This is a genomic window from Pseudomonas sp. GL_117 (genome assembly GCF_057835125.1).
Map to the genome: position 1 here is coordinate 1,495,488 of NZ_CM174418.1, position 26,195 is coordinate 1,521,682.

At 62.0% G+C, this 26,195-nt stretch carries 23 protein-coding genes; 12 read left to right on the top strand and 11 right to left on the bottom strand.

What is annotated here, in order from left to right; genetic code table 11:
* The first annotated feature begins 169 nt into the window (after nucleotides 1–169).
* The 6 genes from ppc to AC3ISR_RS06715 all read left to right on the top strand — a co-directional run bounded on the left by ppc (nucleotide 170) and on the right by AC3ISR_RS06715 (nucleotide 6,757).
* On the top strand, nucleotides 170–2,797 hold the full coding sequence (gene ppc / locus AC3ISR_RS06690; protein ID WP_489324663.1) for a phosphoenolpyruvate carboxylase: 2,628 nt from the start codon (nucleotides 170–172) through the stop codon (nucleotides 2,795–2,797).
* A 279-nt stretch (nucleotides 2,798–3,076) separates the two neighbouring features.
* Nucleotides 3,077–3,724 (top strand): adenylate kinase, encoded by a 648-nt coding sequence (adk, locus tag AC3ISR_RS06695; protein WP_192299377.1) that lies wholly within the window; start codon nucleotides 3,077–3,079, stop codon nucleotides 3,722–3,724.
* 90 nt (nucleotides 3,725–3,814) lie between these two features.
* Nucleotides 3,815–4,498 carry a tRNA (adenosine(37)-N6)-threonylcarbamoyltransferase complex dimerization subunit type 1 TsaB gene (tsaB, locus tag AC3ISR_RS06700; protein ID WP_489324664.1) on the top strand — a complete coding sequence of 228 codons (684 nt, stop codon included), beginning with the start codon at nucleotides 3,815–3,817 and terminating at the stop codon, nucleotides 4,496–4,498.
* Between the two features lie 253 nt (nucleotides 4,499–4,751).
* Entirely contained in the window at nucleotides 4,752–5,042 is a 291-nt protein-coding gene (locus tag AC3ISR_RS06705) for a hypothetical protein (protein ID WP_489324665.1), read from the top strand.
* Nucleotides 5,042–5,902, top strand: coding sequence for a DUF72 domain-containing protein (locus tag AC3ISR_RS06710; protein ID WP_463984538.1), 861 nt, complete (start codon nucleotides 5,042–5,044; stop codon nucleotides 5,900–5,902). Before AC3ISR_RS06705 ends, AC3ISR_RS06710 begins: the two co-directional genes overlap by 1 nt.
* Before the next feature lie 27 nt (nucleotides 5,903–5,929).
* Nucleotides 5,930–6,757 (top strand): isocitrate lyase/PEP mutase family protein, encoded by an 828-nt coding sequence (locus AC3ISR_RS06715; protein ID WP_192299373.1) that lies wholly within the window; start codon nucleotides 5,930–5,932, stop codon nucleotides 6,755–6,757.
* 1 nt (nucleotide 6,758) lies between these two features.
* Here AC3ISR_RS06715 and AC3ISR_RS06720 read toward each other — a convergent pair whose 3' ends face one another.
* The gene (locus AC3ISR_RS06720) at nucleotides 6,759–7,379 is read right to left on the bottom strand and encodes an energy transducer TonB (RefSeq protein ID WP_192299372.1); all 621 of its coding nucleotides are present in this window, start codon (nucleotides 7,377–7,379) and stop codon (nucleotides 6,759–6,761) included.
* 96 nt (nucleotides 7,380–7,475) lie between these two features.
* On the opposite strand from AC3ISR_RS06720, the gene AC3ISR_RS06725 reads away from it, so the two are divergent.
* Nucleotides 7,476–8,258, top strand: coding sequence for a class I SAM-dependent methyltransferase (locus AC3ISR_RS06725; protein ID WP_192299371.1), 783 nt, complete (start codon nucleotides 7,476–7,478; stop codon nucleotides 8,256–8,258).
* Between the two features lie 132 nt (nucleotides 8,259–8,390).
* Here AC3ISR_RS06725 and AC3ISR_RS06730 read toward each other — a convergent pair whose 3' ends face one another.
* Nucleotides 8,391–9,026: a TetR/AcrR family transcriptional regulator gene (locus tag AC3ISR_RS06730; protein ID WP_192299370.1), complete on the bottom strand. Its 636-nt coding sequence runs from the start codon at nucleotides 9,024–9,026 to the stop codon at nucleotides 8,391–8,393.
* Between the two features lie 93 nt (nucleotides 9,027–9,119).
* Between AC3ISR_RS06730 and AC3ISR_RS06735 the strand changes: the two genes are divergently transcribed.
* Genes AC3ISR_RS06735 through AC3ISR_RS06745 form a run of 3 tightly spaced genes read left to right on the top strand, consistent with a single transcriptional unit; the run spans nucleotide 9,120 to nucleotide 13,888 of the window.
* Nucleotides 9,120–10,220 carry an efflux RND transporter periplasmic adaptor subunit gene (locus AC3ISR_RS06735; protein ID WP_192299369.1) on the top strand — a complete coding sequence of 367 codons (1,101 nt, stop codon included), beginning with the start codon at nucleotides 9,120–9,122 and terminating at the stop codon, nucleotides 10,218–10,220.
* 6 nt (nucleotides 10,221–10,226) lie between these two features.
* Nucleotides 10,227–13,292, top strand: a complete 3,066-nt coding sequence (locus tag AC3ISR_RS06740; RefSeq protein ID WP_192299368.1) for an efflux RND transporter permease subunit — start codon at nucleotides 10,227–10,229, stop codon at nucleotides 13,290–13,292.
* Nucleotides 13,293–13,294: 2 nt separating this feature from the next.
* Entirely contained in the window at nucleotides 13,295–13,888 is a 594-nt protein-coding gene (locus AC3ISR_RS06745; protein WP_192299367.1) for a LysE family translocator, read from the top strand.
* A gap of 36 nt (nucleotides 13,889–13,924) precedes the next feature.
* Here the strand turns inward: AC3ISR_RS06745 and AC3ISR_RS06750 are convergent, their stop codons facing one another.
* Genes AC3ISR_RS06750 through plsB form a run of 3 tightly spaced genes read right to left on the bottom strand, consistent with a single transcriptional unit; the run spans nucleotide 13,925 to nucleotide 17,626 of the window.
* Nucleotides 13,925–14,614 carry a DUF4197 domain-containing protein gene (locus AC3ISR_RS06750; RefSeq protein ID WP_192299366.1) on the bottom strand — a complete coding sequence of 230 codons (690 nt, stop codon included), beginning with the start codon at nucleotides 14,612–14,614 and terminating at the stop codon, nucleotides 13,925–13,927.
* Nucleotides 14,615–14,653: 39 nt separating this feature from the next.
* A complete protein-coding gene (locus tag AC3ISR_RS06755) occupies nucleotides 14,654–15,055 on the bottom strand; it encodes a YbaY family lipoprotein (RefSeq protein WP_192299365.1) in 402 nt (133 codons plus the stop codon).
* A 51-nt stretch (nucleotides 15,056–15,106) separates the two neighbouring features.
* On the bottom strand, nucleotides 15,107–17,626 hold the full coding sequence (gene plsB, locus AC3ISR_RS06760; RefSeq protein WP_192299364.1) for a glycerol-3-phosphate 1-O-acyltransferase PlsB: 2,520 nt from the start codon (nucleotides 17,624–17,626) through the stop codon (nucleotides 15,107–15,109).
* Between the two features lie 181 nt (nucleotides 17,627–17,807).
* On the opposite strand from plsB, the gene AC3ISR_RS06765 reads away from it, so the two are divergent.
* Nucleotides 17,808–18,017, top strand: coding sequence for a cold-shock protein (locus AC3ISR_RS06765; RefSeq protein WP_016974389.1), 210 nt, complete (start codon nucleotides 17,808–17,810; stop codon nucleotides 18,015–18,017).
* Between the two features lie 144 nt (nucleotides 18,018–18,161).
* Here the strand turns inward: AC3ISR_RS06765 and AC3ISR_RS06770 are convergent, their stop codons facing one another.
* The 4 genes from AC3ISR_RS06770 to AC3ISR_RS06785 form a co-directional block, all read right to left on the bottom strand.
* Nucleotides 18,162–18,539, bottom strand: a complete 378-nt coding sequence (locus AC3ISR_RS06770) for a hypothetical protein (RefSeq protein WP_192299363.1) — start codon at nucleotides 18,537–18,539, stop codon at nucleotides 18,162–18,164.
* 49 nt (nucleotides 18,540–18,588) lie between these two features.
* The gene (locus AC3ISR_RS06775) at nucleotides 18,589–19,398 is read right to left on the bottom strand and encodes a putative RNA methyltransferase (RefSeq protein ID WP_192299362.1); all 810 of its coding nucleotides are present in this window, start codon (nucleotides 19,396–19,398) and stop codon (nucleotides 18,589–18,591) included.
* A complete protein-coding gene (dapE, locus tag AC3ISR_RS06780) occupies nucleotides 19,398–20,549 on the bottom strand; it encodes a succinyl-diaminopimelate desuccinylase (protein WP_058425298.1) in 1,152 nt (383 codons plus the stop codon). The genes AC3ISR_RS06775 and dapE overlap by 1 nt, the downstream gene beginning before the upstream one ends.
* 254 nt (nucleotides 20,550–20,803) lie before the next feature.
* Nucleotides 20,804–23,395 (bottom strand): glycosyltransferase, encoded by a 2,592-nt coding sequence (locus AC3ISR_RS06785; protein WP_192299361.1) that lies wholly within the window; start codon nucleotides 23,393–23,395, stop codon nucleotides 20,804–20,806.
* 217 nt (nucleotides 23,396–23,612) lie between these two features.
* On the opposite strand from AC3ISR_RS06785, the gene tcdA reads away from it, so the two are divergent.
* Nucleotides 23,613–24,422: a tRNA cyclic N6-threonylcarbamoyladenosine(37) synthase TcdA gene (gene tcdA / locus AC3ISR_RS06790; protein ID WP_370694889.1), complete on the top strand. Its 810-nt coding sequence runs from the start codon at nucleotides 23,613–23,615 to the stop codon at nucleotides 24,420–24,422.
* 116 nt (nucleotides 24,423–24,538) lie between these two features.
* On the opposite strand, the gene AC3ISR_RS06795 is transcribed toward tcdA, so the two are convergent.
* Entirely contained in the window at nucleotides 24,539–24,952 is a 414-nt protein-coding gene (locus AC3ISR_RS06795) for a SufE family protein (protein WP_192299359.1), read from the bottom strand.
* Nucleotides 24,949–26,154, bottom strand: a complete 1,206-nt coding sequence (locus AC3ISR_RS06800; protein ID WP_192299358.1) for an aminotransferase class V-fold PLP-dependent enzyme — start codon at nucleotides 26,152–26,154, stop codon at nucleotides 24,949–24,951. Before AC3ISR_RS06800 ends, AC3ISR_RS06795 begins: the two co-directional genes overlap by 4 nt.
* Between the last annotated feature and the right edge of the window lie 41 nt (nucleotides 26,155–26,195).

Below are 26,195 nucleotides of genomic sequence, written 5' to 3' on the forward strand. Positions count from 1 at the left end.
CCCGGGATGGCGGGCGGTGATGAGTGACCAGGCGCCCGCGTGGGTAAACACAGGCGCCTTAGTCTTCAGACTAGCTGCATCGCGCAAGGTTTAAAGTCTTGTCATAAATGAATGCTGGCGGCACTCTGCAAGACCTGCGCGTCCCGGATTTCTGGCTGGAGATTGGCTGATGAGTGATATCGATGCACGCTTGCGTGAGGATGTTCACCTGCTCGGTGAACTGTTGGGCAACACCATTCGAGAGCAGTACGGCGATGCTTTTCTCGACAAGATCGAGCAGATCCGCAAAGGCGCCAAGGCCGATCGACGTGGCGCTGGCGATGAGTTGAGCAGCAGCCTCAACCAGTTGCAGGAAGACGAACTGTTGCCGGTGGCCCGTGCCTTCAACCAGTTCCTCAACCTCGCCAACATCGCCGAGCAATACCAACTGATTCATCGGCGCGATGAGTCGCAGCCGGCGCCGTTCGAATCCCGCGTGTTGCCTGAACTGCTTGCGCGCCTGCAAAGCGAAGGCCACAGCAATGAATCCCTGGCCCGCCAGCTGGCGCGGTTGGAGATCGAGTTGGTCCTCACCGCCCACCCCACCGAAGTGGCGCGCCGCACCCTGATCCAGAAATACGATGCGATTGCCGCGCAACTGGCGCTGCAGGATCACCGTGATCTCACCACCGCCGAGCGCACGCAGATCCGCGAGCGCCTGCAACGGTTGATCGCCGAGGCCTGGCACACCGAAGAGATCCGCCGTGTCCGGCCAACCCCGGTCGACGAAGCCAAATGGGGCTTTGCGGTGATCGAGCATTCGCTGTGGCACGCCATCCCCAATTATTTGCGCAAGGCCGACCAGGCCCTGCACGCCGCCACTGGCCTGCGTTTGCCGCTGGAAGCTGCGCCAATCCGCTTTGCTTCGTGGATGGGCGGCGACCGTGACGGCAACCCGAACGTCACCGCGCCGGTGACCCGCGAAGTGTTGCTGCTGGCACGCTGGATGGCGGCGGATTTGTACTTGCGCGATATCGACCATCTGGCCTCGGAGCTGTCGATGCAACAAGCCAGCCCGGCGTTGCAGACCAAGGTGGGTGACAGTGTCGAGCCCTATCGTGCGCTGCTTAAACAACTGCGCGAACGTCTGCGCGCGACCCGGCAATGGGCCCACGCATCATTGACCGCCGCCGCCCCGGCCCCGGTCGAGGTACTGCAATACAACCGCGACCTGCTCGACCCGCTGGAACTGTGCTATCAGTCGCTGCACGAATGCGGCATGGGCGTGATCGCCGATGGGCCGCTGCTCGATTGCCTGCGCCGTGCGGTGACCTTCGGTTTGTTCCTGGTGCGTCTGGATGTGCGCCAGGATTCCAGTCGGCATTCGTCAGCCTTGACCGAAATCACCGACTACCTTGGCTTGGGCCGCTATGAAGAGTGGGATGAAGACGCGCGCATCAACTTCCTGAGCAAGGAACTGAGCAACCGTCGGCCACTGTTGCCGGGCTATTTCAAGCCATCGGCGGACACCGCTGAGGTCTTGAATACCTGTAAGGAAATTGCCGCCGCGCCTGCTGCTTCGTTGGGCTCGTATGTCATCTCCATGGCCGGAGCTGCGTCGGACGTGCTCGCCGTGCAACTGTTGCTCAAAGAATCGGGCGTGCAGCGGCCGATGCGTGTGGTGCCTCTGTTCGAAACCCTGGCTGACCTGGACAACGCCGGCCCGGTGATCGAGCGGCTGTTGCTGCTGCCCGGCTATCGTGCGCGGTTGCAAGGCCCGCAGGAAGTGATGATCGGCTACTCGGACTCGGCCAAGGATGCCGGCACCACCGCCGCCGCCTGGGCGCAGTACCGTGCCCAGGAACGCCTGGTCGACATCTGCCGCGAGCAGCAGGTGGAATTGCTGTTGTTCCACGGTCGCGGTGGCACCGTTGGACGGGGTGGTGGCCCGGCGCATGCGGCGATCCTGTCGCAGCCGCCGGGGTCGGTGGCGGGGCGCTTCCGTACTACCGAGCAAGGCGAGATGATCCGCTTCAAGTTCGGCCTGCCAGACATCGCCGAGCAAAACCTCAACCTCTACCTCGCCGCCGTGTTGGAAGCCACGCTGTTGCCGCCACCACCGCCGGAACCGGCGTGGCGCCATTTGATGGACGAATTGGCGGCAGACGGTGTCAGCGCATACCGCGCCGTGGTGCGGGAAAATCCGCAATTTGTCGAGTACTTCCGCCAGTCCACCCCGGAGCAGGAGTTGGGGCGTTTGCCCTTGGGCAGCCGTCCGGCCAAGCGCCGGGCGGGCGGTATCGAAAGCCTGCGCGCGATTCCGTGGATCTTCGGCTGGACCCAGACCCGCCTGATGCTGCCGGCCTGGCTTGGCTGGGAAGCGGCGCTGAGCAAGGCGCTGGAGCGCGGTGAGGGCGAGCTGCTGGGGCAGATGCGTGAGCAGTGGCCATTCTTCCGCACCCGCATCGATATGCTGGAAATGGTGCTGGCCAAGGCCGATGCCGACATTGCGCGACTGTACGATGAGCGTCTGGTGCAGCCTGACCTGCTGCCATTGGGGGCGCACTTACGCGACCTATTGTCGCAGGCATGCAGTGTGGTGCTCGGCCTGACTGGCCAGTCGCAACTGCTGGCCCATAGCCCGGACACCCTGGAGTTCATCCGTCTGCGCAACACCTACCTCGACCCCCTGCACCTGTTGCAGGCCGAGTTGCTGGCGCGCTCGCGTCAACAAGAGGCGGCGCAGGACAGCCCTCTGGAACAGGCGCTGCTGGTGTCCGTGGCCGGTATTGCCGCCGGTTTGCGCAACACCGGCTGAGGTTTTCCAAGCGTTCTCAACGGCTTGCAGATAAACCACGACGGCCGCCCGGAAACGGGCGGTCAGCGTTTATGCGGGCGGGTTGCACTCAGGCACACCCTACCTATGACGCATGCCCTGCGCGGGTTCCTGCGACTTTTGGCGGCTTGTATGGTGACCGCCCGCTGTGTATCTTGATCAGCCTTTGGCCGTTTGGGCGGCCCGAATCCTATTTTTACGCGATTGGCCCCACGCGGCGAATCCGAGCGACATCTCTATAAAAAATTGAGGAGCACATCAATGCGCGTCATTCTGCTGGGAGCTCCCGGGGCCGGTAAAGGTACTCAGGCAAAGTTCATCACTGAAAAATTCGGCATTCCACAAATCTCCACCGGCGACATGCTGCGTGCAGCGGTCAAGGCCGGCACCGAGCTGGGTCTGATCGCCAAGAGCGTGATGGACAGCGGTGGCCTGGTCTCCGATGACTTGATCATCAACCTGGTCAAGGAACGCATCAGCCAGGAAGACTGCAAGAACGGTTTCCTGTTCGACGGCTTCCCACGCACCATTCCCCAGGCTGAAGCCCTGGTGAAGGCTGGCGTTGAGCTGGATGCCGTGGTTGAAATCGCGGTTGAAGATGAAGAGATCGTGCAGCGTATTGCCGGTCGTCGCGTTCACGAAGCCTCGGGCCGCGTGTACCACACCCTGTACAACCCGCCAAAAGTCGAAGGCAAGGACGATGTGACCGGCGAAGAGCTGGTACAGCGTAAGGACGACACCGAAGAAACCGTGCGTCATCGCCTGTCGGTCTACCACTCCCAGACCAAGCCTTTGGTGGATTTCTACCAGAAGCTGTCGGCTGCCCAAGGCAAGCCCAAGTACAGCCACATCCCTGGCGTTGGCTCGGTTGAAGCCATCACCGCCAAGGTGTTGCAAGCACTGAGCTGATCCTTCGTTCAGCTTTGTGTACAACGGCCCGCTTGCGGGCCGTTGTTGTTTATACTGGCGCACTTTTTTTCGACTTGGACACCCACACCGATGAGCACCCTGCTGGCCCTGGACACCGCGACTGAAGCTTGCTCCGTTGCCCTGCTGCACGATGGCAAGGTAACAAGCCACTACGAGGTGATCCCCCGCCTGCATGCGCAGAAGCTGTTGCCGATGATCAAGCAACTGCTCGAAGACGCCGGCACCACCCTGGCGGCGGTCGATGCCATCGCATTTGGCCGCGGGCCAGGTGCGTTTACCGGCGTGCGGATCGCCATCGGCGTGGTGCAGGGCTTGGCGTTTGCCCTGGAGCGGCCGGTGTTGCCGGTGTCCAACCTGGCCGTGCTGGCCCAGCGCGCGTTGCGCGAACACGGCGCGTATCAGGTGGCTGCGGCGATCGACGCGCGCATGGATGAGGTCTATTGGGGTTGCTATCGCGAGACCGCTGGCGAAATGCGCCTGGTCGGCGTGGAAGCCGTGCAGCCGCCGGAATCCTCGGTATTGCCACCAGATGCCAGCGGTGACTGGTTCGGTGCTGGCACCGGTTGGGGTTATGGCGAGCGCATTGGGGTCACGCTGGTGGGGCAGGACGCCGCCATGTTGCCCCACGCCGAAGACCTGCTGACCTTGGCGCGCTTTGTTTTTGAGCGGGGCGAGGCGATTCCCGCCGACCAGGCGGCGCCGGTGTACCTGCGCGATAAGGTTGCGCAGACCAAGGCTGAACGCGGCCTGTAGTAATTGTGGCGAGGGAGCAGGGTCTGCTGCGCAGTCCAGCGGGAGCAAGCTCCCTTGCCACAGTGATGGTGTGGGCCTCGCGGGATTATTTGACGCCAAAAGTGCGGGTATTTTCTGACAAAAAACGCCAATCGTCAGAATTTGCCCGAGGTTTTAAACCTTTTTCAAATTATGTGTTCTAGTTATCACCAGAGCATTTGCGCGCTACGGATTGCGCCACTAAAATGCCATTACTGATAGCGAGTTCGCGCCTATGCGTATTGATGGCTTTTCCTCACCGTCCTATCCAATCAAGCGCAAGCCGCGCAAGGCAAACGCTAGGGTGGACGACTCCGTCGAGGATTCGCCGGACTTCATCGAAGTCCAATCCGATGCGCAAGCCAGCTCCCAAGCCCGTATCAGCGGCCTTCCCGCCCGTCAGCAAGACATGGTCTTCCCGCGCTCCATGAGCAAAAGCGTCGCGACCGCCCTGGCCAGCTACCTGACCACCGCCGGTTTTGTCGAATGGGATATGGAAGTGCTGGGCCTCGACATCCACATCTGATGCGCCTGCCTTACTTCATCGGTTGCCCGTCCTGGAGTGAAAACGCCTGGCGCGAATACCTGTACCCGGCCGACGCACGTTCCAACGATTACCTCGCGCTGTATTCCCACGTCTTCAACGCCGTTGAAGGCAACACCACGTTTTATGCCCGCCCCTCGGCCGCCACGGTGCAGCGCTGGGCCGAGATCATGCCTGCCGATTTTCGCTTCACGGCGAAGTTCCCCGGTGACATCAGCCATGCTGGCGACTTGCGTGAGCAACTGCCGGCGGCGGAAAGTTTTGTCGGCCTGATGAGCCCGCTGGGGGAGCGTGTTTCGCCGCTGTGGCTGCAGTTGTCGGCAGGCTTTGCGCCGCAGCGCCTTGCCGAATTGGTCGGGTTTATCGACGGCCTTGAACGCCCGATGGCCGTTGAAGTGCGCCACCCGGAGTTCTTCGCCAAGGGCGACGCCGAGCGCGCGCTCAACCGTTTGTTGCGCGATCGAGGCGTGGAGCGCATCTGCCTGGACCCGCGTGCGCTGTTCAGTTGCACGTCGACCTCGGCGGCGGTGTTGCATGCCCAGTCGAAGAAACCCAAGGTGCCGCCACGTCCGGCGGCGTTGACCCGGTTTCCCCAAGTGCGTTTCATCGGTCATCCCGAACTGCAAGCCAACGACCCGTTCCTGGTCCCGTGGGTGGAAAAAATCGCCTTCTGGATCGAAGAGGGCCGCACGCCGTACATCTTCCTGCACACCTCGGACAACCGCCTGGCCGCACAACTGGCCCTGCGTTTTCACGAGCAATTGATGGCGCGCCTGCCCGGCCTGCCACCCCTGCCGACCCTGAATCGAGCGCCTGAAGTGGAGCAACTGGGGTTACTCTAGGGCACCTTTTTTCGCCAGGAGCCAGACATGGATGCCCAAGCCCTTCGCGCCGAAACCTTCAAGGCCTTGCACGCGCGTGATCGTGCCTTCGTGATGCCCAACCCATGGGATGCGGGCTCCGCCGTGATGCTCGCCAGCCTGGGCTTTGAAGCCCTGGCCACCACCAGCGCAGGCTATGCGTTCAGCCTCGGACGGCCGGATGCGGAAGGGGCGTTGTCCCTGGACGACACATTGGTCAATGCCACGCTGATTGCCCAAGCCACCCCATTGCCAGTGGCCGCCGACCTCGAAAACGGCTTCAGCGACACCCCTGAAGGCTGCGCCCAGACCATCCTGCGTGCGGCGGCCACGGGCATTGTCGGCGGCTCCATCGAAGACGCCACCGGCATCGCCGCTGAGCCGATCTATGCCTTTGACCTGTCTGTGGCGCGTGTGGAAGCCGCCGTTGCCGCCGCGCGCAGCCTGCCATTCGCCTTCACCCTGACCGCCCGTGCGGAAAACCTCCTGCATGGTCGTCTGGATTTGCCTGACACCATCCGCCGGCTGCAAGCCTACGCCGAAGCCGGTGCCGACGTGCTCTACGCGCCGGCCCTGCGCAGTGCCGAGGAAGTATTGGCGGTGGTCAAGGCGGTGGCGCCCAAGCCGGTCAACGTGTTGATGTCCGGCGGCTTGAACCTCAGCGTGGCGCAGTTGAGTGCGATGGGCGTGCGACGGATCAGCGTCGGCTCGGCCATGGCGTTGGCAGCCTATGGCGAGTTCTATCGCGCAGCGCAGGAAGTGTATGAGTTGGGGACGTTTACCTTCACTGAACGCAAGATGCCGTTCAACCAGGCCAACGAGTTTTTCAAGCGCTGAATCAGGCGGCCAGTCGCAGGTTCTGAGTGATCAGCGGGCGAGCCCAGTGGTAATCGAAGTCCAGGGCCTTTTGTTGCGCCAGCAGTTCTTCGGTCGGGTACGGCGTGGCGGCCGGTGGCAGCAGGTCCAGTTCGAACTCGGCAATCGGCAGGTGCAGCGGGCGGGGCTCGGGCGCCGGGCCGGGTTCCGGCAGCGGTTGGCCGGCGCTCAGCACGATTGGGCGAACCCAGCCGCTTTCGAAGTTTTGCTGGCGCTGTTGGGCGACGATTTCTTCTTCGGGCAATGGTGTCGCAGCCGGTGGCAGCAGTTCGGTCTCGAACTCGGCAATCGGCAGGAACAACGGCTCAGGCGGGGCGATTTCGGTGTCTTTCACGTCGCATTCACGCTGGGTGAGGATCTGCGACAGCAGGTCGGCGCCGGCACTGGGTTCAACTTCCGGGTCCAGCGGTGCAGGCGCCTGGGCGGCGAGCGCGCCCGGCGCATCGCCGAGCTGCTCGGCCAACGCCCGGGCAAAGAAGTCCTGCCACACATGACTCACCCCGGCCAGCGCTTGGGTATTGCGCAGGCCGTAGTGGTTGTGGGTCGGCAGTACACCGATGGTTAGGGGAAGAATGTCTGACATTTTTCTCGGTCGACGCTCAGCTCTGGCAAAATACCTGACTGTTGTTTTTATCGGCCGGTATTTGCCGATCCTTAATATTTTTGAGCGTAGCGATTGATGAGCGAACAACCAGCGGCCAGCCGCATCAGGGTCGAGGCCTTGGCCGAAGGTTTCCAGGCCCTTGCCGAGCAATGGGCGACGCGGCTTGGCCTGCCTTTGCAGCAGGCGGATGCGGATTTTTCCCTGCAAGTCGGTGAACAGGGCCTACAGCTGCAACAGCTTGGGCCGGATGCACCGGGGCCGGTGCGCGTGGATTTTGTCGAAGGTGGCGCGGCGCACCGGCGTTTGTATGGCGGTGGCAGCGGGCAGATGATCGCCAAAGCGGTGGGCATCGCCCAAGGCGTGCGCCCACGGGTGCTGGACGCTACCGCAGGCCTGGGCAAGGACGCGTTCGTACTCGCGAGCCTGGGCTGCGAAATGAGCCTGATCGAGCGCCAGCCGTTGATCGGCGCCTTGCTTGAAGACGGCCTGGCGCGCGGCGCGGATGATTTTGAGGTGGCACCGATTGTGGCGCGCATGCAGCTGCTCAAGGGCAACTCCATCGAGGTGATGCGTAATTGGGAGGGCGAGCCGCCCCAGGTGATCTATCTCGACCCGATGTTCCCGCATCGTGAGAAAACTGCCCTGGTGAAGAAGGAAATGCGCCTGTTCCGGCCGTTGGTGGGGGATGATCCGGATGCCCCGGCATTGCTCGCAGCGGCACTGGCGTTGGCCAGCCACAGGGTGGTGGTGAAACGGCCGCGCAAGGCACCGTGTATCGAGGGGCCCAAGCCGAGCCATGCGTTGGATGGCAAGTCCAGCCGGTATGACATCTACCCGAAGAAGGCGCTCAAGGGCTGAATTTTCAGTGGTCTTGAGGGCCTCTTCGCGAGCAAACCCGCTCCCACATTTGACCGAGTTCCAACTTTGGAATGCGGCCAAATGTGGAAGCGGGCTTGCTCGCGAAAGCGACCGCCCAGCCACCACAAGACTTCAGGCCCGATAAGCGCGCATAAACAACCCCACCACCTCGCGCACGTGTTCCTCGGCCGCCTCCTCACTCAACGGCCCGCCACAGCCATACAACAAGCAAAAATTCGCCGTGCCCTTGAGCAGGCAGAAGAAGTGCTCGGCCGCCGTAAACGGTTTGTCGATGCTCAGCGCGCCACTTTGGTCGATCTTGCCCAACAAGCGCTCCATGCCTTGCAGCATGCGCATTGGCCCCGCCTCGAAGAAGATCTGTGAGAGTTTCACGTCCTGGTTGCCCGTGGTCATCATCAGGCGATGCAGGTTCACCGATTCCTTGCTGTTGATCAGCCGATGGAAGCCCCGCGCAATGTTCAACAGCACCGTTTCCACAGGCATGTCGGCGGGCAACTCGAAGTACATCACCGGCAATTGTTCCTCGCACTTGGCGACCACGGCGGCGGTGAATAAGGTCTCTTTGTCGGTGAAGTGGCTGTAGACGGTCAGTTTCGACACGCCGGCCTCAAGGGCGACAGCATCCATGCTGGTACTGGCGTAACCATTGCTCAAAAACAGGATTTTCGCTGCTTCGAGGATAGCCTGGCGTTTTGCCATGTCCTTGGGACGCCCGGGGCTATTGGTGTTGGCAGGATTGTCGGACATTTTCACCTTTAATACTGGACTGGTGAGTTTGGTATTAATAACATACTGGCCAGTATAATTATTCCTAGCTCCATTTGCGAAAGGTCCTTCAGCATGCGCAGCACTTTCCTGCCCCTTGCGTTGCCTGCCAGCTTGGCGTTCCTCTTGGCCGCTTGCGGCCATGAAGAAGCGGCCCAGACCGTTATCCGCCCGGCCATGGTGGTGCAGCCGCAGCCTTCGGCGCAGGCGAGTGACAGCTACCCCGGTGAAGTCCGTGCGCGCTATGAGCCGGACCTGGCCTTTCGCATCGGCGGCAAAGTCAGCAAGCGCCTGGTCGAGGAGGGCGAGCGGGTCAAGGCCAATCAGCCGCTGGCCGAGCTGGACCCTCAGGATGTGCGCCTGCAACTGGAAGCCACCCGCGCCCAGGTCGCCGCCGCCGAGGCCAACCTGAGCCTGGTGCGCGCCGAGCGTGATCGCTACAAGACCCTGATGGACCGTCAGATGGTCAGCCGTTCCCAGTACGACAATTCTGAAAACCTCTACCGATCCGGCGAAGCACGTCTCAAACAGATCAAGGCCGAGTTCGACGTGTCGAGCAACCAGGCCGGTTACGCCACGTTGCGCGCGCCCCAGGACGGCGTGGTCGCCAAGCGCGCAGTGGAAGTGGGCCAGGTGGTATCCGCCGGCCAGACCGTATTCACCCTGGCCACCGATGGCGAGCGTGAGGTGTTGATCAGCCTGCCCGAGCAAGGCTTCGCCCGGTTCAAGATCGGCCAGCCGGTGTCCGTCGAATTGTGGAGCCAGCCGGATCAGCGTTTCGCCGGGCGTATCCGTGAACTGTCGCCAGCAGCCGACCCGAAATCGCGCACCTTTGCCGCGCGTGTGGCATTTACCGGCGGCAAGGTCCCTGCCGAACTGGGCCAGAGTGCGCGGGTTTTCATACAGGCTGACGGTGTGATTCCGCTGTCGGTGCCGTTGTCTGCCCTCAGTGCGGAGAACGGTGCGTCCTACGTGTGGCGTGTACAGGCAGACAACACGCTTAAACGCACCCCGGTGCGCATCGGTGCGTTCGGCGAAAAATCCGTGCCGGTGCTGGAAGGCTTGAGTCCCACTGATTGGGTGATCGCCGCCGGCGTGCATGTGCTCCATGAGGGCCAGCAAGTGCGCCCGGTGGATCGCTCCAACCGGATAGTGAATCTGGCGGCCAAGGAGTAGTCCCCGATGGGTTTCAATCTTTCCGAATGGGCGTTGCGTAATCGCCAGATCGTACTGTTCCTGATGATCCTGCTGGCAGTGGTCGGCACCTTGTCCTACACCAAGCTGGGGCAAAGCGAAGACCCGCCGTTCACCTTCAAGGCCATGGTGATCAAGACCAACTGGCCCGGCGCTACGGCTCAGGAAGTTTCGCGCCAGGTCACCGAGCGCATCGAGAAAAAACTGATGGAGACCGGCGACTACGAGCGCATTGTCTCCTTCTCGCGTCCCGGCGAATCCCAAGTCACCTTTATGGCCCGCGACTCCATGCACTCGGCGCAGATCCCCGAGCTGTGGTATCAGGTGCGCAAAAAGATCAGCGACATCCGCCAGACCTTGCCGCCGGACATCCAGGGGCCGTTTTTCAACGATGAGTTCGGCACCACCTTCGGCAACATCTACGCCCTGACCGGCGATGGTTTTGACTACGCCGTGCTCAAGGACTACGCCGACCGTATCCAGATTCAGCTGCAGCGCGTGCCGGATGTGGGCAAGGTCGAGTTGCTTGGCCTCCAGGACGAGAAGATCTGGATCGAGTTGTCCAACCTCAAGCTGGCGACCCTCGGCCTGCCGTTGGCGGCGGTACAGCAGGCGTTGCAAGAACAGAACGCGGTCTCTACCGCCGGCTTCTTCGAAACCCCGACCGAACGCGTGCAACTGCGGGTGTCGGGTAATTTCAAGACGGTGGAAGAGATCCGCAACTTCCCGATTCGTGTGGGTGACCGCACCTTCCGTATCGGCGATGTCGCCGACATCCACCGTGGCTTCAACGATCCTCCGGCGCCGCGCATGCGCTATATGGGCGCGGACGCCATCGGCCTGGCCGTAGCCATGCGCGACGGCGGCGACATCCTGGTGCTGGGCAAGGCGCTTGAAGGCGAATTCGCACGCCTGCAGAAGAACCTTCCGGCAGGCATGGAGCTGCGCAAGGTATCGGATCAACCGGCTGCGGTGAAAACCAGTGTCGGCGAATTCGTTCAGGTCCTGGCCGAGGCACTGGCCATCGTGTTGCTGGTCAGCTTCTTCTCCCTCGGTGTACGCACCGGCATGGTGGTCGCCCTGGCAATTCCGCTGGTGCTGGCGATGACCTTTGCCAGCATGTATTACCTCGGGATCGGCCTGCACAAGATCTCCCTCGGCGCATTGGTGTTGGCCCTGGGCCTGCTGGTGGATGATGCGATCATTGCCGTGGAAATGATGGCGATCAAAATGGAGCAGGGCTATGACCGGCTCAAGGCCGCGAGTTTCGCCTGGACCAGCACTGCGTTCCCGATGCTCACCGGTACCTTGATCACCGCCGCGGGTTTTCTGCCGATTGCCACGGCGCAGTCGAGCACTGGTGAATACACCCGCTCGATTTTCCAGGTGGTGACCATCGCCTTGCTGGCCTCTTGGGTCGCGGCCGTGGTGTTTGTGCCGTACCTGGGGGAAAAACTCCTGCCGGACCTGGCGAAGATTCACGCGGCCAAACATGGCGCCGACGGTCCTGATCCCTACGGAACCCCCTTCTACCAGCGTGTAAGACGTTTGGTGGAGTGGTGCGTGCGTCGGCGTAAAACCGTGATCGTACTGACCCTGGTGCTGTTTATCGGCTCGGTGGCGCTGTTCCGTTTTGTGCCGCAACAGTTCTTCCCGGCCTCCGGCCGCCTGGAACTGATGGTCGACCTGAAGCTGGCCGAAGGCACCTCCCTGAGCAACACCGCCGAGCAGGTCAAACGTCTGGAAGCGCTGCTCAAGGATCACGCCGGTATCGACAACTACGTAGCTTACATAGGCACCGGTTCGCCGCGTTTCTACCTGCCCCTGGACCAGCAGTTGCCAGCCGCCAGCTTCGCCCAGTTTGTGGTGTTGGCCAAAACCATCGAGGAACGTGAAAGCCTGCGCACCTGGCTGATCGAAACCCTCAACGAACAATTCCCCGAGCTGCGCTCGCGGGTCACGCGCCTGGAAAACGGCCCGCCTGTAGGCTACCCGGTGCAGTTCCGCGTGACCGGCGAACACATCGAAGAAGTCCGCGCCCTGGCGCGGAAAGTGGCGGCCAAGGTTCGTGAAAATACCCACGTGGCCAACGTGCACCTGGATTGGGAAGAGCCGAGCAAGATCGTCTACCTCAATATCGACCAGGATCGCGCCCGCGCCCTCGGTGTGAGCACCGCAAATCTGTCGAAATTCCTACAGAGTTCGCTGACAGGTTCCAGCGTCAGCCAATACCGGGAGGACAACGAGTTGATCGAAATCCTCCTGCGCGGCACCGTCCACGAGCGCACCGAGTTGTCGCTGCTGCCAAGCCTCGCCGTGCCGACCGACAACGGTAAAAGTGTGGCGCTGTCGCAAATCGCCACCCTCGAATACGGCTTCGAAGAGGGCATCATCTGGCACCGCAATCGTCTGCCGACGGTGACGATCCGCGCCGACATCTATGGCAAGGAGCAACCGGCGACCCTGGTCCAGCAGATTCAGCCGACCCTTGAAGGCGTGCGCGCCGAACTACCGGATGGCTACTTGCTGGAAGTCGGCGGTACCGTCGAGGATTCTGCCCGTGGGCAAAACTCGGTCAAAGCCGGCGTACCGCTGTTTATCGTGGTGGTGCTGACCTTGCTGATGCTGCAACTGCGCAGCTTCTCACGTACGGCGATGGTGTTTCTGACGGCGCCGCTGGGCCTGATCGGCGTGACACTGTTCCTGTTGGTGTTCCGCCAGCCCTTCGGCTTTGTGGCCATGCTTGGCACCATCGCGCTGTCGGGCATGATCATGCGCAACTCGGTGATCCTGGTGGACCAGATCGAGCAGGACATCAAGGCCGGGTTGGCGCCATGGCAGGCCATTATCGAAGCTACCGTCCGACGCTTCCGTCCGATTGTTCTCACCGCCCTCGCGGCGGTGCTGGCGATGATCCCGCTGTCGCGCAGCGTGTTCTTCGGGCCGATGGCAGTGGCGATCATGGGTGGGTTGATTGTGGCGACGGCGTTGACCCTATTGTTCCTGCCGGCCCTGTATGCTGCGTGGTTCCGAGTGAGGAAGGACGTCGCGTAATCATGTTGGCCACTGTTTCAGCCCTGATGTTGTTATTGCTTGCCCCTGGCCCGACCAACACCCTGCTGTTTCGCGCAGGGCTGTTGTTCGGCTGGCGGGCCTCGTGGCAACTGGCATTTGTCGAGTGCCTGGCCTACCTGCTGCAGGTTTCGCTGTGGGGTGTGGCCTTGCTGTATCTGGCGGCGTATTCGCCATGGGCGTTGAAGGCCACGCAACTGGCGGCGGCGTGTTACCTGCTGTATGTCTCGTACAAACTCTGGCAACGCAAGAACAGCGCGGCCGACCCGAGCCGCGACCGTTTCTCCGGGCTGTATTTCTTCTGGCTGACGGTGATGAATCCCAAAGGCCTGTTGATCGTGTCGTTCATCGCGCCGGTCGGCGCCTTTGCCACGTTGCCAGGCTATGCCGGGTTCATGCTCACCCTGGTGTTGGTGGTGATCCCGGTAGGGTCGGCGTGGATTGTGCTGGGCAGTCGCTTCGAAGGGATTCAAAAGGCCTGGCTGACGCCGTTGAAGATCAACCGCGCCACCTCGATCGCGATTGGCTGCTTTGCCACGTTGATGGTGGGGCGGTTGGCGGAATCGGTCCTGCATTAGATCGCTCCCCGTTGCAGGGAGCGATCCTTCCAACGTTTACAGCGCGCCGAACACCTTCTTCGCCAGGCTGGTGGCCGCGGCCGCCGGGTTCTTGCGAATGGTTTCTTCCTGTTGCGCGATCATCTTGAACAAGCCATCCAGCGCCTGCTCGGTCACGTAGTTTTCGACGTTGGCGCTTTTGGCGTCCACTGCGCCAAACGCCGCAGCCTTGCCGGCCAGGGCGTTGTACTGCTGGGCCACGCCGACCTTGTCGGTCGCCGCTTTCACGATGGGCAGGAACTTGGCGCGGATCTGCTCGCGGCTGCTTTTGTTCAGGTATTGGGTGGCCGAGTCCTGGCCGCCGCTGAGGATGCCCTTGGCGTCGGTCACGCTCATGTTTTTCACGGCATTTACCAGGATCGGCTGGGCCTGGGTCACGGCGGACTCCGCAGCTTTGTTCATACTGGCTTCCAACTGCGTGACCTGGTCACCCATGCCAAACATCTTCAGCTTGTCGGCCACTTTGCCCAACTTGCCCGGCAAACCGATCTTCACTTGCGGATTGTTGCTGAAACCTCCCGGTACACCCAATTGTTTCACGGCGATCTGTGCGCCTTGGGTCAGGGCGTCCTTGAGGCCGCCGCTGGCGTCGCCCTGGGACAGGCTGCTGAGGTCCAGGGCCATGGCGTTGGCGCCGAGCAGCAGGCCGGCACACAGGGCAGTAAAGCGAAGGGAGTTGCGGAGCATGGGCGCTTCCTTTTGATGGGGCGTGTGTTCTGGAGGCTATCAGTGGGCCGCGGCGTCAACGCGCAAGCGCAGGGGTTGCGGGTCCTGGCCGTTGAGTTGCACAGAGTGCCGTTCGGTGGTGATAAACATTAGCTTGCCATCCACTTCGATGCGAGCGCTGACCGAATAACTGTGGCCAGGCTTGACCTGTGCAGGGTCGTAGCTCAGGTGAAACGCCAGGGGCACCTGGCCTTTGACCGGGCCTTTCTGCTCCGCCAGCGTCACGGCTGGCGCGTCGGCCAGGGACACGTCTTGCAGGCTGACACTCAAGATGGCGGTGGGCGGCAGGGCGATGCGTTGCAGGTAGAACACTTCGCCATCGAGGCTGGCCTTGGGGGCGGGCGTCATGGATTGGCAGGCTCCGAGCAGGGCGGTGAGGCCGAGGAGGATGATCTTTTTCATGGTGTTGCTCCTTGTCAACGGCGCCGGAAACCGCCCGGCGCCTTATTCAATCTAGCGGCTTTCTTCAGGCGTGGGGGCGTCAGGTTCGAGCGGCGTTTGCGCCGCGCCATCGACGCGATGCAGTGCGACCTGGCGTATCGACAGGCGAATTTCCGCCGGCAACACGCGCTTGGCCGCGCCTTCGGCCAGTTCGCCGAGCAGGTCGTGGTAGCTCAGCTTGCCGGCTTCATCGCGGCGCAGCACATCTTGCTCCAGCAACGTCTGAATAAAATGTCGGAAAAGGCTCTTGTCGAAGAACTCCGGTGCGTTGAGGCCATGCAGGATCGACAGGCGCTGGGCCATCACCGTGCACAGGTCCTCCAACTCCTCGGCGCTGATGCTGTTCTGGCCGCTGTTGAGCAGCAGCGAGATCGCCATGTAGAAGCGTTGCAGGGTCTGGGCGATGCTCTTGGACAATAGCGTCAGCAGCACGAAGTGCGTTGAACTCGGGGCCGGGCGCAGGTACACGTTGTTCTCGAAGCGCAGCAGGCCTTGTTCGACAAAGGCTTCCAGCCACTGGTCGACCACGCTGTCCAGCTCATCCAGCGACCAGCGGATAAACAGCTCCGATTGCAGGTACGGGTACAGCGCGTGGGTGTAGCGCAGGATCTGTTCGCGGCTCATCCGCGAGCTGCTCTGGAAAAAACTGGCGAGCAATGCCGGGAGGGCAAAGATGTGCAGCACGTTGTTGCGGTAGTAGGTCATCAGGACAGCGTTCTGCTCGCCCAGGTACACAATCTTACCGAGGGCGTCGCTCTGTTCCGACAGCAGATCCATGTCCTTGACGTGCTTGATCAGCGCCAGGCCATCGCCTTCGGGCAACGTGGTGTGGGGCGAGTAGGGCACGCGGCGCAGCAGCGCCAGGTACAGGTCCAACTGGCGTGCCATGGCTTGTTCATCCAGGGCCAGGCGTGTGGTTGAGAGCAACGCCAGGGCCACCAGGTTGACCGGGTTGACCGCAGCGGCTTCGTTGAGGTGGCGGGCCACCCGCTCGCCGAGGCGGTTGGTGGTTTCGTTGAGCCATGCCGGTTTGTAGTTCGGGCCCAGCTCCTGGGCGCGCCAGTCCGGTTGCTCGGCGTCGAGGAACTCCGCCAGTTTGATCGGCTCGCCGAAGTTGACCGCGACTTGGCCAAAGCGCTGCTTGAGCGCGCCGACCACTTTGAAAATATCGAAGATCGACTCTTTCTTCTTGCTCGCGCCGCGCAACTCACCGAGATAGGTCCGGCCTTCGAGCACGCGCTCATAGCCGATGTACACCGGCACGAAGACGATGGGCATGCGCGAAGAGCGCAGGAAACTGCGCAGGGTGATTGCCAGCATGCCGGTCTTTGGCTGCAGCATGCGCCCGGTACGCGAGCGGCCGCCTTCGACGAAGTACTCCACCGGGAAGCCTTTGGTGAACAGGGTATGCAGGTATTCGTTGAACACCGAGGTGTACAGCGGGTTGCCCTTGAAGGTGCGGCGCATGAAAAACGCACCGCCACGGCGCAGCAGGCTGCCGATCACCGGCATGTTCAGGTTGATCCCGGCGGCGATGTGCGGCGGGGTCAGGCCATTCTTGAACAGCAGGTAGGAGAGCAGCAGGTAGTCGATATGGCTGCGGTGGCACGGTACGTAGATCACCTCGTAGCCCTGGGCAACCTTTTGCACGCCCTCGATGTTGTTGACCTTGATGCCGTCGTAGATCTTGTTCCAGAACCAGCTCAGCACCACTTCGAGGAAGCGGATCGCGGTGTAGGTGTAGTCCGACGCGATCTCGTTGCCGTAGCGTAGGGCCAGGGCCTTGGCTTTTTCCGGGGCGATTTTTTCGCGTTCGGCCTCGTCCGCAATGGCTTGGCGCACCAGCGGCATGTTGACCAGGCCTTTGACCAGGTTGCGTCGGTGGGACAGGTCGGGGCCGATCACGGCGGTCTTCAGGTTGCGAAAGTGCACCCGCAGGATCCGTTGGGCCATGCGGACGGTGCGTTCGTGGCCTTTATTGTGCTCGATCAACTCACGCAGGTTGATAGGCGCGGAGAATTGCACACGGGTCTTGCGACCGAGGATCAGGATGCTCAGCAACCGGCGCAGGCGGCCGGTGACCGCCCAGCTGTCGGCGAACAGCAGTTTCCACGGGCTGGACTCGCTTTCCGGCGACTGGCCCCAGAACACGCTGACCGGAATGATTTGTGCATTCTCTTCGGCGTGCTCGCTGAGGGTGTTGACCAGTCGGGTCAGGGTCGGCGGCGCGCCGCGCTTGTCCTGGCGGCCGAGCCAGTCCGGCTCGGGCGTGAGGTAAAAGAACGCCGCCGGCTCCATCAACGGGCCGACCGATACCGGCAGCACCGGGCGCGGCAGGCCGGCCTTGGTGCACTCGGCATCGACCACGGCCAATTCAGTGAGGGAGGGCGATTGCAGGACGTAGAACACCGGCCGACTGCGGTCGAGGTTAAGGGTAAGGGACGACTGGTTGATCGTCTCCGAGCGAACCCAGAGGTACAACAGTCGGCGCAAGGTGCCAAACACCAGACGGCGGAACGGGGAGCGGGTCATAGGCGTGCTGCTTCAAGTGGGAAAAACCGAGCAGGTGCTCGGGCGGGTAGTGTGCCGTATTCGCCGAAAATCGGCAAAAAAGCCGCGAAGTAAACTTGAGTTGATGGTTTTTGAACCTGTCTTATACTCGGCAGTTCAATGCGACCGACTCAACAATAAAAAACATATGGGAGGAAGACAGATGGCAACGCGCGAAACCGGCAATGTGAAGTGGTTCAACGATGCAAAGGGTTACGGGTTTATTCAGCGGGATGATGGCAAGGATGTGTTTGTGCACTACCGCGCCATTCGCGGTGAAGGTCATCGATCGTTGGCCGAGGGCCAGCAGGTGGAATACGCCGTAGTGACCGGCGAGAAGGGCTTGCAGGCGGAGGATGTGGTGGGCCTGTAACCTGATTTTTGTTACACCGCTGAACCCATGTGGGAGCGGGCTTGCTCGCGAAAGCGGTGTGTCAGTCACAAGAGATGTTGACTGATCCACCGCTTTCGCGAGCAAGCCCGCTCCCACATTTGATTGGGTTCACAATTCGGCTTTCTATGCAGTTTTCCAGGTGATCTGTTCTTCACCGTCCGCGCTGATACGAATCCAGGTGTCGGCGCTTTCTTCGCCTTCTTCCTCAACCCACGTACCCGGTGCGCAACGCACTTCGACGTTCAGCGCAGCAAATGCAGCGCGGGCGCAGGCGATGTCGTCGTCCCACGGGGTCTGGTCGCTTTCCAGGTACAGGCTGTTCCATTTGCCTACAGCCTTCGGCAGCCAGGTGACAGGCACGTTACCGGCCTTGCACTTGTAGGTCTGGCCTTTCTGGACCCACTCGGTGCACGGGCCCAGGGCGGCGCCCAGCCAGGCGGCGATAGCCTTGTAGTCGACGTCGGCGTCCTTCAGGTAAATCTCGATATCGGGTTGGCGCATGGATGTTCCTCGTTGCGGGATTTAAAAAATCCATTCGCGGAAAAGTCGGTTATTGAAGCACGAAATAGTCGTAGCGCATCGACACGGTGACGATCAGCGGCTCGGCGGCCTCGATCACGTCGCTGCGGCGTTCGGCACTGGCGCGCCAGCCATGGGGTGTCATGGCCAGCAGGTTGGCGCGGTCCTGGGGTTGCGCCAGGCTCAGCGTGAACTCGAGGATTTCGCTGTGCGCCAGGCTCATGCCTTCCGGCACCAGGGCCAGGTGTTTGTCGTCGGTGTACTCACGCACTTCGTCGTAAAGACGCTCGCGCAGTTCCATCAGGTGACCGCTGGTCGGGCCGACTTTCATCAAGCCGCCGCCGGGGCTCAGCAGGCGCTTGGCCTCTTCCCAGTCCAGCGGGCTGAATACGCTGGCGAGGAATTGGCAACTGCCTGACGCCAAGGGCACGCGGGCCATGCTGGCGATCAACCAGGTCAGCGCCGGGTTGCGTTTGCACGCACGCTTGACCGCTTCCTTGGAGATGTCCAGCGCATAGCCGTCGGCGCGGGGCAGGGCGTCGGCGATTTGCGCGGTGTAGTAACCCTCGCCGCAGCCGATGTCCACCCAGCGCGCCGGGGCGAGCTCAGCGGCCAGTTCGGCCAGGCGCCTGGCGACCGGCGCGTAATGGCCGGCGTTGAGGAAGTCGCGGCGCGCCTCGACCATGGCGAGGTTATCGCCCGGGTCGCGGCTGTTTTTGTGCTGCACCGGCAACAGGTTCAGGTAACCCTGGCGTGCGCGGTCGAAACGGTGCCCGGCGGGGCATGCGACGCCATTGTCGACCGCGTTGAGCGGCGCACTGCAAATGGGGCAGGCCAGCATCAGGCGAGCAACTTGATCAGGGTCTGGTAGTAGATTTCGGTCAGCACGTCGAGGTCGCTGGCCAGAATGCGCTCGTTGACCTGGTGGATCGTCGCGTTGACCGGGCCCAGTTCGACCACCTGGGTACCGAGGGTGGCGATGAAACGCCCATCGGAGGTGCCACCGCTGGTGGACGCCTGGGTCTCACGCCCGGTGATCGCCTTGATGCTCGCGGATACCGCATCCAGCAGCGCGCCCGGCTCGGTGAGGAACGGCAGGCCCGACAGCGCCCACTCCACGTGCCAGTCCAGGCCATGCTTGTCGAGAATCTGCGCGACACGCTGCTGCAGACCTTCGACGGTGGATTCGGTGGAGAAGCGGAAGTTGAACACCGCCGTCAGGTCGCCCGGGATCACGTTGGTCGCGCCGGTGCCGGAATTCAGGTTGGAAATCTGGAAGCTGGTCGGCGGGAAGAAGGTGTTGCCGTCGTCCCAATGCTCGGCGGCCAGTTCAGCCAGGGCCGGAGCGGCCAGGTGGATCGGGTTCTTCGCCAGGTGCGGGTAGGCCACGTGGCCTTGTACGCCGCGCACGGTCAGGGTGGCGCCGAGGGAGCCGCGACGGCCGTTCTTGACCACGTCACCCACCAGCGTGGTGCTCGACGGTTCGCCGACGATGCACCAGTCCAGGCGTTCCTTGCGTGCGGCCAGGCGTTCGATCACGGCCTTGGTGCCGTGGTGCGCCGGGCCTTCTTCATCGCTGGTGATCAGGAAGGCGACCGAGCCCTTGTGGTCCGGGTAGTCGGCGACAAAACGCTCGGACGCGACGAGCATCGCGGCCAGGCTGCCTTTCATGTCCGCCGCGCCACGGCCGCAGAGCATGCCGTTGTCATCGATCAGCGCGTCGAACGGGTCGTTCTGCCAGGCCTGCACCGGGCCGGTCGGCACCACGTCGGTGTGACCGGCAAAGCACAGCACCGGGCCATCGTGCTTGCCATGGGTGGCCCAGAAGTTGTCCACGTCTTCAATACGCATCGGCTCAAGCGCAAAACCGGCGTCGCCCAGGCGCTGCATCATCAGCTTCTGGCAATCGGCGTCGATCGGCGTCACAGAGGGGCGACGGATCAGGTCGATGGCAAGTTGAAGGGTCGGCGAAAGGTCGGCATGGGCCGTCATGGGAAAACTCCGGGAAGCGTGTTGTGGGCGCAGGACGAATGTGGAATACAGAGCTCGGGGCGACGCAGAGCCAATGTGGGAGCTGGCTTGCCTGCGATAGTATCGCCGAGGTGTGCCAGCCAGACCGCGGCGTCTGCATCGCAGGCAAGCCAGCTCCCACACAGAGCAAAGGCAGGGCCAAGACTCATAAAATGGCCGTTATCTTATAGCAAAACGGCGGCCAGAGGCCGCCGTTTAGTGCATTGCGCAAGTTTTTACGCAGCTGGCGCGGGCTCCACGGCTGCCGAAGGTTTCGGCAACGACGACAGGAACGCCATGATCAGCGCCGCCACGTACGGCAGCGACTGTACCAGCAGCATCACCACCCAGAAGCGCATGTCATTGCTCGGCAGGCCTTGCACCAGATAGATCCCCAGTGCGGCACCCCACAACAGCAGCATGATGAACATTTCTTCGCGGGCTTCGGAAATCGCTACCCAGAAGCCGTGGTTATCCGCGTTTTTCGGTGTACGAAAGAACGGAATACTGCTGGTGAAGAAGCCATACAGCACCGCCTTGGCGATGGTGTGGGACAACGCCAGGCCGGCCAATGCTGCGCAGAACGCGTCCTTGAGGTTCACGCCTACGGCACGGCGGTACAGGAAGATGATCTTGCCCACCTTGAACACGAACAGCGCCAACGGCGGAATCGCGAAAATCAGCAGCGGCGGGTCGACCCGCGTCGGCACGATGATCATCGCCGCCGACCACAACAGCGCGCCGACGGTGAAGAAGATGTTCATGCCGTCCGCCACCCACGGCAACCAGCCCGCGAGGAAGTGGTAACGCTGGCCACGGGTCAGCTCGGTGCCCTTGCCACGCAAGAGGCTTGCGGTGTGGCGCTTGATGATCTGGATTGCACCGTAGGCCCAGCGGAAACGCTGTTTCTTGAAGTCGATAAAGGTATCCGGCATCAAGCCCTTGCCGTAGCTGTCGTGGTAATACGCTGCCGACAGGCCTTTCTCGAACACCCGTAGGCCGAGTTCGGCATCTTCACAAATGCACCAGTCGGCCCAGCCGAGTTCTTCGAGCACCGAGCGACGGGTCATGGTCATGGTGCCGTGCTGGATGATCGCGTCACGGTCGTTGCGGGTGACCATGCCGATATGGAAGAAGCCCTTGTATTCCGCGTAGCAGAGCTTCTTGAAGGTGCTTTCGTTCTGGTCGCGGTAATCCTGCGGCGACTGCACCACCGCGATTTTCGGGTCGGCGAAGTGCGGCACCATGTGCTTGAGCCAGTTCGGCGATACGCAGTAATCGGAGTCGATCACCGCGATCACTTCGGCATCCTTGGCGGTGTGCGGGATCAAGTAGTTCAACGCGCCACCCTTGAAACCGGCCAGGGGCGCGACGTGGAAGAACTTGAAGCGCGGGCCGAGGGTTTCGCAGTAGTCGCGCACCGGCTCCCAGACGGCCGGGTCCTTGGTGTTGTTGTCGATGATCAGGACTTCGTAGTCCGGGTAATCGAGGGCGGCCAGGGCGTCGAGGGTCTGTTTGACCATCTCCGGCGGCTCGTTGTAGCAGGGCACGTGGATCGACACTTTCGGGCGGTAGTCCGAATCCCCTTCAACCGGCAGGAATTCACGCCGGCGCTTGTGGGTCCACACCGCTTCCGCCAGTTCGTGGGCCTCGGTCAGCAACACGATAAACACGCCCAGCGCGCCAAGGGCCAGGAGAATGCCAACGGTGACACTGAACCAGGTGCTGTATTGCTGGCTGTAGTCGTAACCGATCCACACCAGCACCGAACCGCACAGGAACGCGATAAAGGTCAGGAAGGTCCGACCCCGCTGGCGCAGCGCCGAGCCGTCGATCATCAGCAGGGTCAGGGACAGCAGCGCGAGCACCACCGAACCGATGGCGAGTACGCGCCACTGCGGGATCGCGACGACCGGGCCTTCAAAGTTGAATTTCTGCTGGCGCGCGCCGTTGAATACGCCCCAGTAAGCACCGGCCGAGCCTTCGTCGCTGACTTTCCACGGCTGATCGAAGGCCTCGATCACGAAGTAGTTGTAGCCCTGGCGGTTCAGCTTATTCACCAGCGTACGCAGGTAAATCGCCTGGTCGGCCGGCGACGTTTCGTTGCCACCGCGCATGCGCCCGTTACTCGGCCAGCCAACTTCCGACAGCAGCAGCGGCTTTTTCGGGAACAGCTTCTTCAGATCCTTGGCACGATCGAGTACGTACTGGCCGGCCTTGTCCATCGGAATGTATTCCCAGAATGGCAGGATGTGCGCGGCGATCAGGTCGACGTGCTTGGCCAGTTGCGGGTTCTTTTCCCAGATGTCCCATTGCTCGGATGTGGTGACCGGCACTTTGACGGCGGCGCGCACCCGATCCAGCAGCACGATCAGCGCTTCTGGAGTGATGTCCTTGCGGAACACGGCTTCGTTACCCACCACGACCCGCACCACGCTGCGCGAGCTGTTGGCGATTTCGATGGCGCGCTGGATTTCCCGTTCGTTGCGTTCAAGGTCGGGGCTGATCCAGATCCCCAGGGTCACCCGCAGGCCGAACTCTTCGGCCAGTTTGGGGATGTCACCCAGGGTGCCGTCCACCGAGTAGGTACGGATGTTGTCCGTCAGCTTGCTCATGATCTCAAGGTCACGACGCATCTCGTCGTCGCTTGGGAACTGGTTTTTCTGTGGGTACTGGCCTTGCTGGAACGGCGAGTAGGAAAAACCGGAGATCTGTTCAGGCCAGTTGGGAGCGGTGACCGGGCGGTTGATCAGCGCCCAGAAGCCGGTGAACAGCGCGGCAATTGCCAGCACGATCACCAGATTGAGTCCAAATTTACGCGATGCCATGGTTATGTCGGGTTCCAAAAGGTGTGGAACGAAAAGAGGTATCGGCCTGCGCCGAACGGCGCGCATCCTACACCGGCCTTTCCCTGAGCGTATAGCAGACAGAGAAAAGCCGGACGTTAGTCAGCGAAAGGCCATCTAAGTTCTTAACTTGTAACTTGTAGCTTAAAACTTGCCGCTCTGTAGCCCATAATGCGCGCCGGTTTTTGGGGTAATGGTCATGAGTACAGAAGATCCACGGTTTGCAGGCGTCGCCCGCTTGTATGGCATTGAAGGCCTGGAACGCTTGAAAGCGGCCCATGTGGCGATCGTCGGCGTCGGCGGCGTGGGCTCCTGGGCGGCGGAAGCCATGGCCCGTTGCGGTGTGGGCGAAATTTCGCTGTTTGACCTGGATGACGTGTGCGTCAGCAACAGCAACCGCCAGTTGCATGCGCTGGACAGCACCGTAGGCAAACCCAAAGTCGAGGTGATGGCCGATCGCTTGCGCGGCATCAATCCGGATTGCGTGGTGCATGCGGTGGCGGACTTCGTCACCCGCGACACCATGGCCGAATACATCACGCCGAACATCGACTGCGTGATCGACTGCATCGATGCCGTGAATGCCAAGGCGGCGCTGATCGCCTGGTGCAAGCGCCGCAAGATCCAGATCATCACCACTGGCGGCGCCGGCGGGCAGATCGACCCGACGCTGATCCAGGTGTGTGACCTGAACCGCACGTTCAACGACCCGCTGGCGTCGAAAGTGCGCTCGACCTTGCGTCGGGACTACGGTTTCTCGCGCACCGTGACCCGCCACTACAGCGTGCCGTGTGTGTTTTCTACCGAGCAACTGCGCTATCCCAAGCCGGATGGCAGCATCTGTTTGCAGAAGAGTTTTGTCGGCGATGGGGTGAAGCTGGACTGTGCCGGTGGGTTTGGTGCGGTGATGATGGTGACCGCGACCTTCGGCATGGTGGCCGCGACCAAGGCAGTGGACAAGATCGTGGCCGGGGTGCGTAGGCCTTCCGAGCGTGTTAAACCCGCCTAGGTTCCAGAACCTTGCACAATTCAAAATGTGGGAGCGGGCTTGCTCGCGAAAGCAGTGTGTCAGTCAATACATCATTGCCTGAACCAGCGCATTCGCGAGCAAGCCCGCTCCCACAGTTAGCCTTGTGTACGGCTTAGTTCTCGCATGCGCTGCAGCACTGCATTCAAGCCATTGCTGCGCGACGATGATAATTGGCGGGAAAGTCCTAATTGATTGAACCAGTCGTGCAGATCGACGGCGTGCAGTTCAACGGCCGACAACCCATTCACCCGCGCCAGCAGCAACGCCACCAGTCCCCGAATCATCCGTGCATCACTGGCGGCAGCAAACTGCCAATGCCCGTCTTGCAAGCGCCCCACCAGCCACACCAGGCTTTCGCAGCCCTGCACCAGGTTGGCGTCGACTTTATCTTCGGCAGGCAGGGCGGGCAAACGCTCGCCCCATTGCATCAGCATGCGTGCGCGCTGTTCCCAGCTGCCTACCGCCTGGAAGGCCTCCAGTGCAGCGACTGCCTCCACCGGCAGGCTCATCGCAGCATATCCAGCGCCTGATCCAGTGCTTCAAAAAAGCGCTCCAGATCGTCGGAATCGTTATACAGCGCCAGCGATACACGGATCGCCCCCGACAAGTGCATTGCCTTGAGCAACGGCATGGCGCAATGGTGCCCGGCGCGCACAGCGATGCCTTGTTCGGTCAACAGATGCGCGAGGTCGGCGTTATGCACGCCTTCGACCACAAAGCTGACCAACGCCACTTGCGGCGAGCCCAGCACGCGCACGCCATTGCGCGCTTTCAAACCGCGCAGCAGATACTCGTGCAACGCCGCTTCATGGGCGACCACCGCCGGTTGATCCAGCGAACTCAGGTAATCCAGGCTGGCGCCCAGGCCGATCACGCCGGCGATCGGCGGTGTACCGGCTTCAAAACCCAGTGGCGCCGGGCGGAAGCTCGCGCTGTGATAGTCGGCCTGTTGCACCATCTCGCCGCCAAACTGCCAGTGGCGCAAGTGATGCAGCGCTTCATTGCGGCCAAACAACACGCCGACGCCGTCCGGGCCGTAGAGCTTGTGGCTGGAAAAGACATAGAAGTCGCAGCCCAGGGCCTGTACGTCATGACGGCCATGGACGATACCTTGGGCGCCGTCGACGACGGTCAACGCGCCGTGTGGCTGTGCCAGTGCCAACAAGGCCTGCAGCGGCTGCCAGGCGCCGAGCACGTTGGACAACTGGCTCAACGCCAGCAGGCGCGTGCGCGGGCCGATCAATTCGGCGGCGGCGGCGAGGTCGATCACGCCGTCATCGCCCAGTGGCAATACCACCAGCGTCAGCGCGCGGCGTTTGGCCAGTTGCTGCCAGGGCAACAGGTTGGCGTGGTGTTCCAGGGCGCTGATGACAATCTCATCGCCCGCATTGAATAGATGCTCCAAGCCATAGGCCAAGAGGTTCAGCGCAGAGGTTGCGCCGTGGGTGAAGACGATCTGCCCGCTGTCGCCTGCGTTCAGCCACTGCGCGACCTTGCTGCGGCTGTCTTCGAATGCCTGGGTCGCATGGGCCCCCGGCAGGTGCTGGGCACGGTGCACATTGGCTGCGCCATTGGCGTAGTAATGGCTGATGGCGTCCAGCAAGGCCTGGGGTTTTTGCGTGGTTGCGGCGTTGTCCAGGTAGGTCTGGTCTTGCCGTTGCAGGGTGGCGATGGCCGGGAAATCGGCGCGCCAGGGAGAGGGCACTAGCATGGTGTTCAAGACTCGTATAAGCGAGCCCCAGGGTCGGGGCC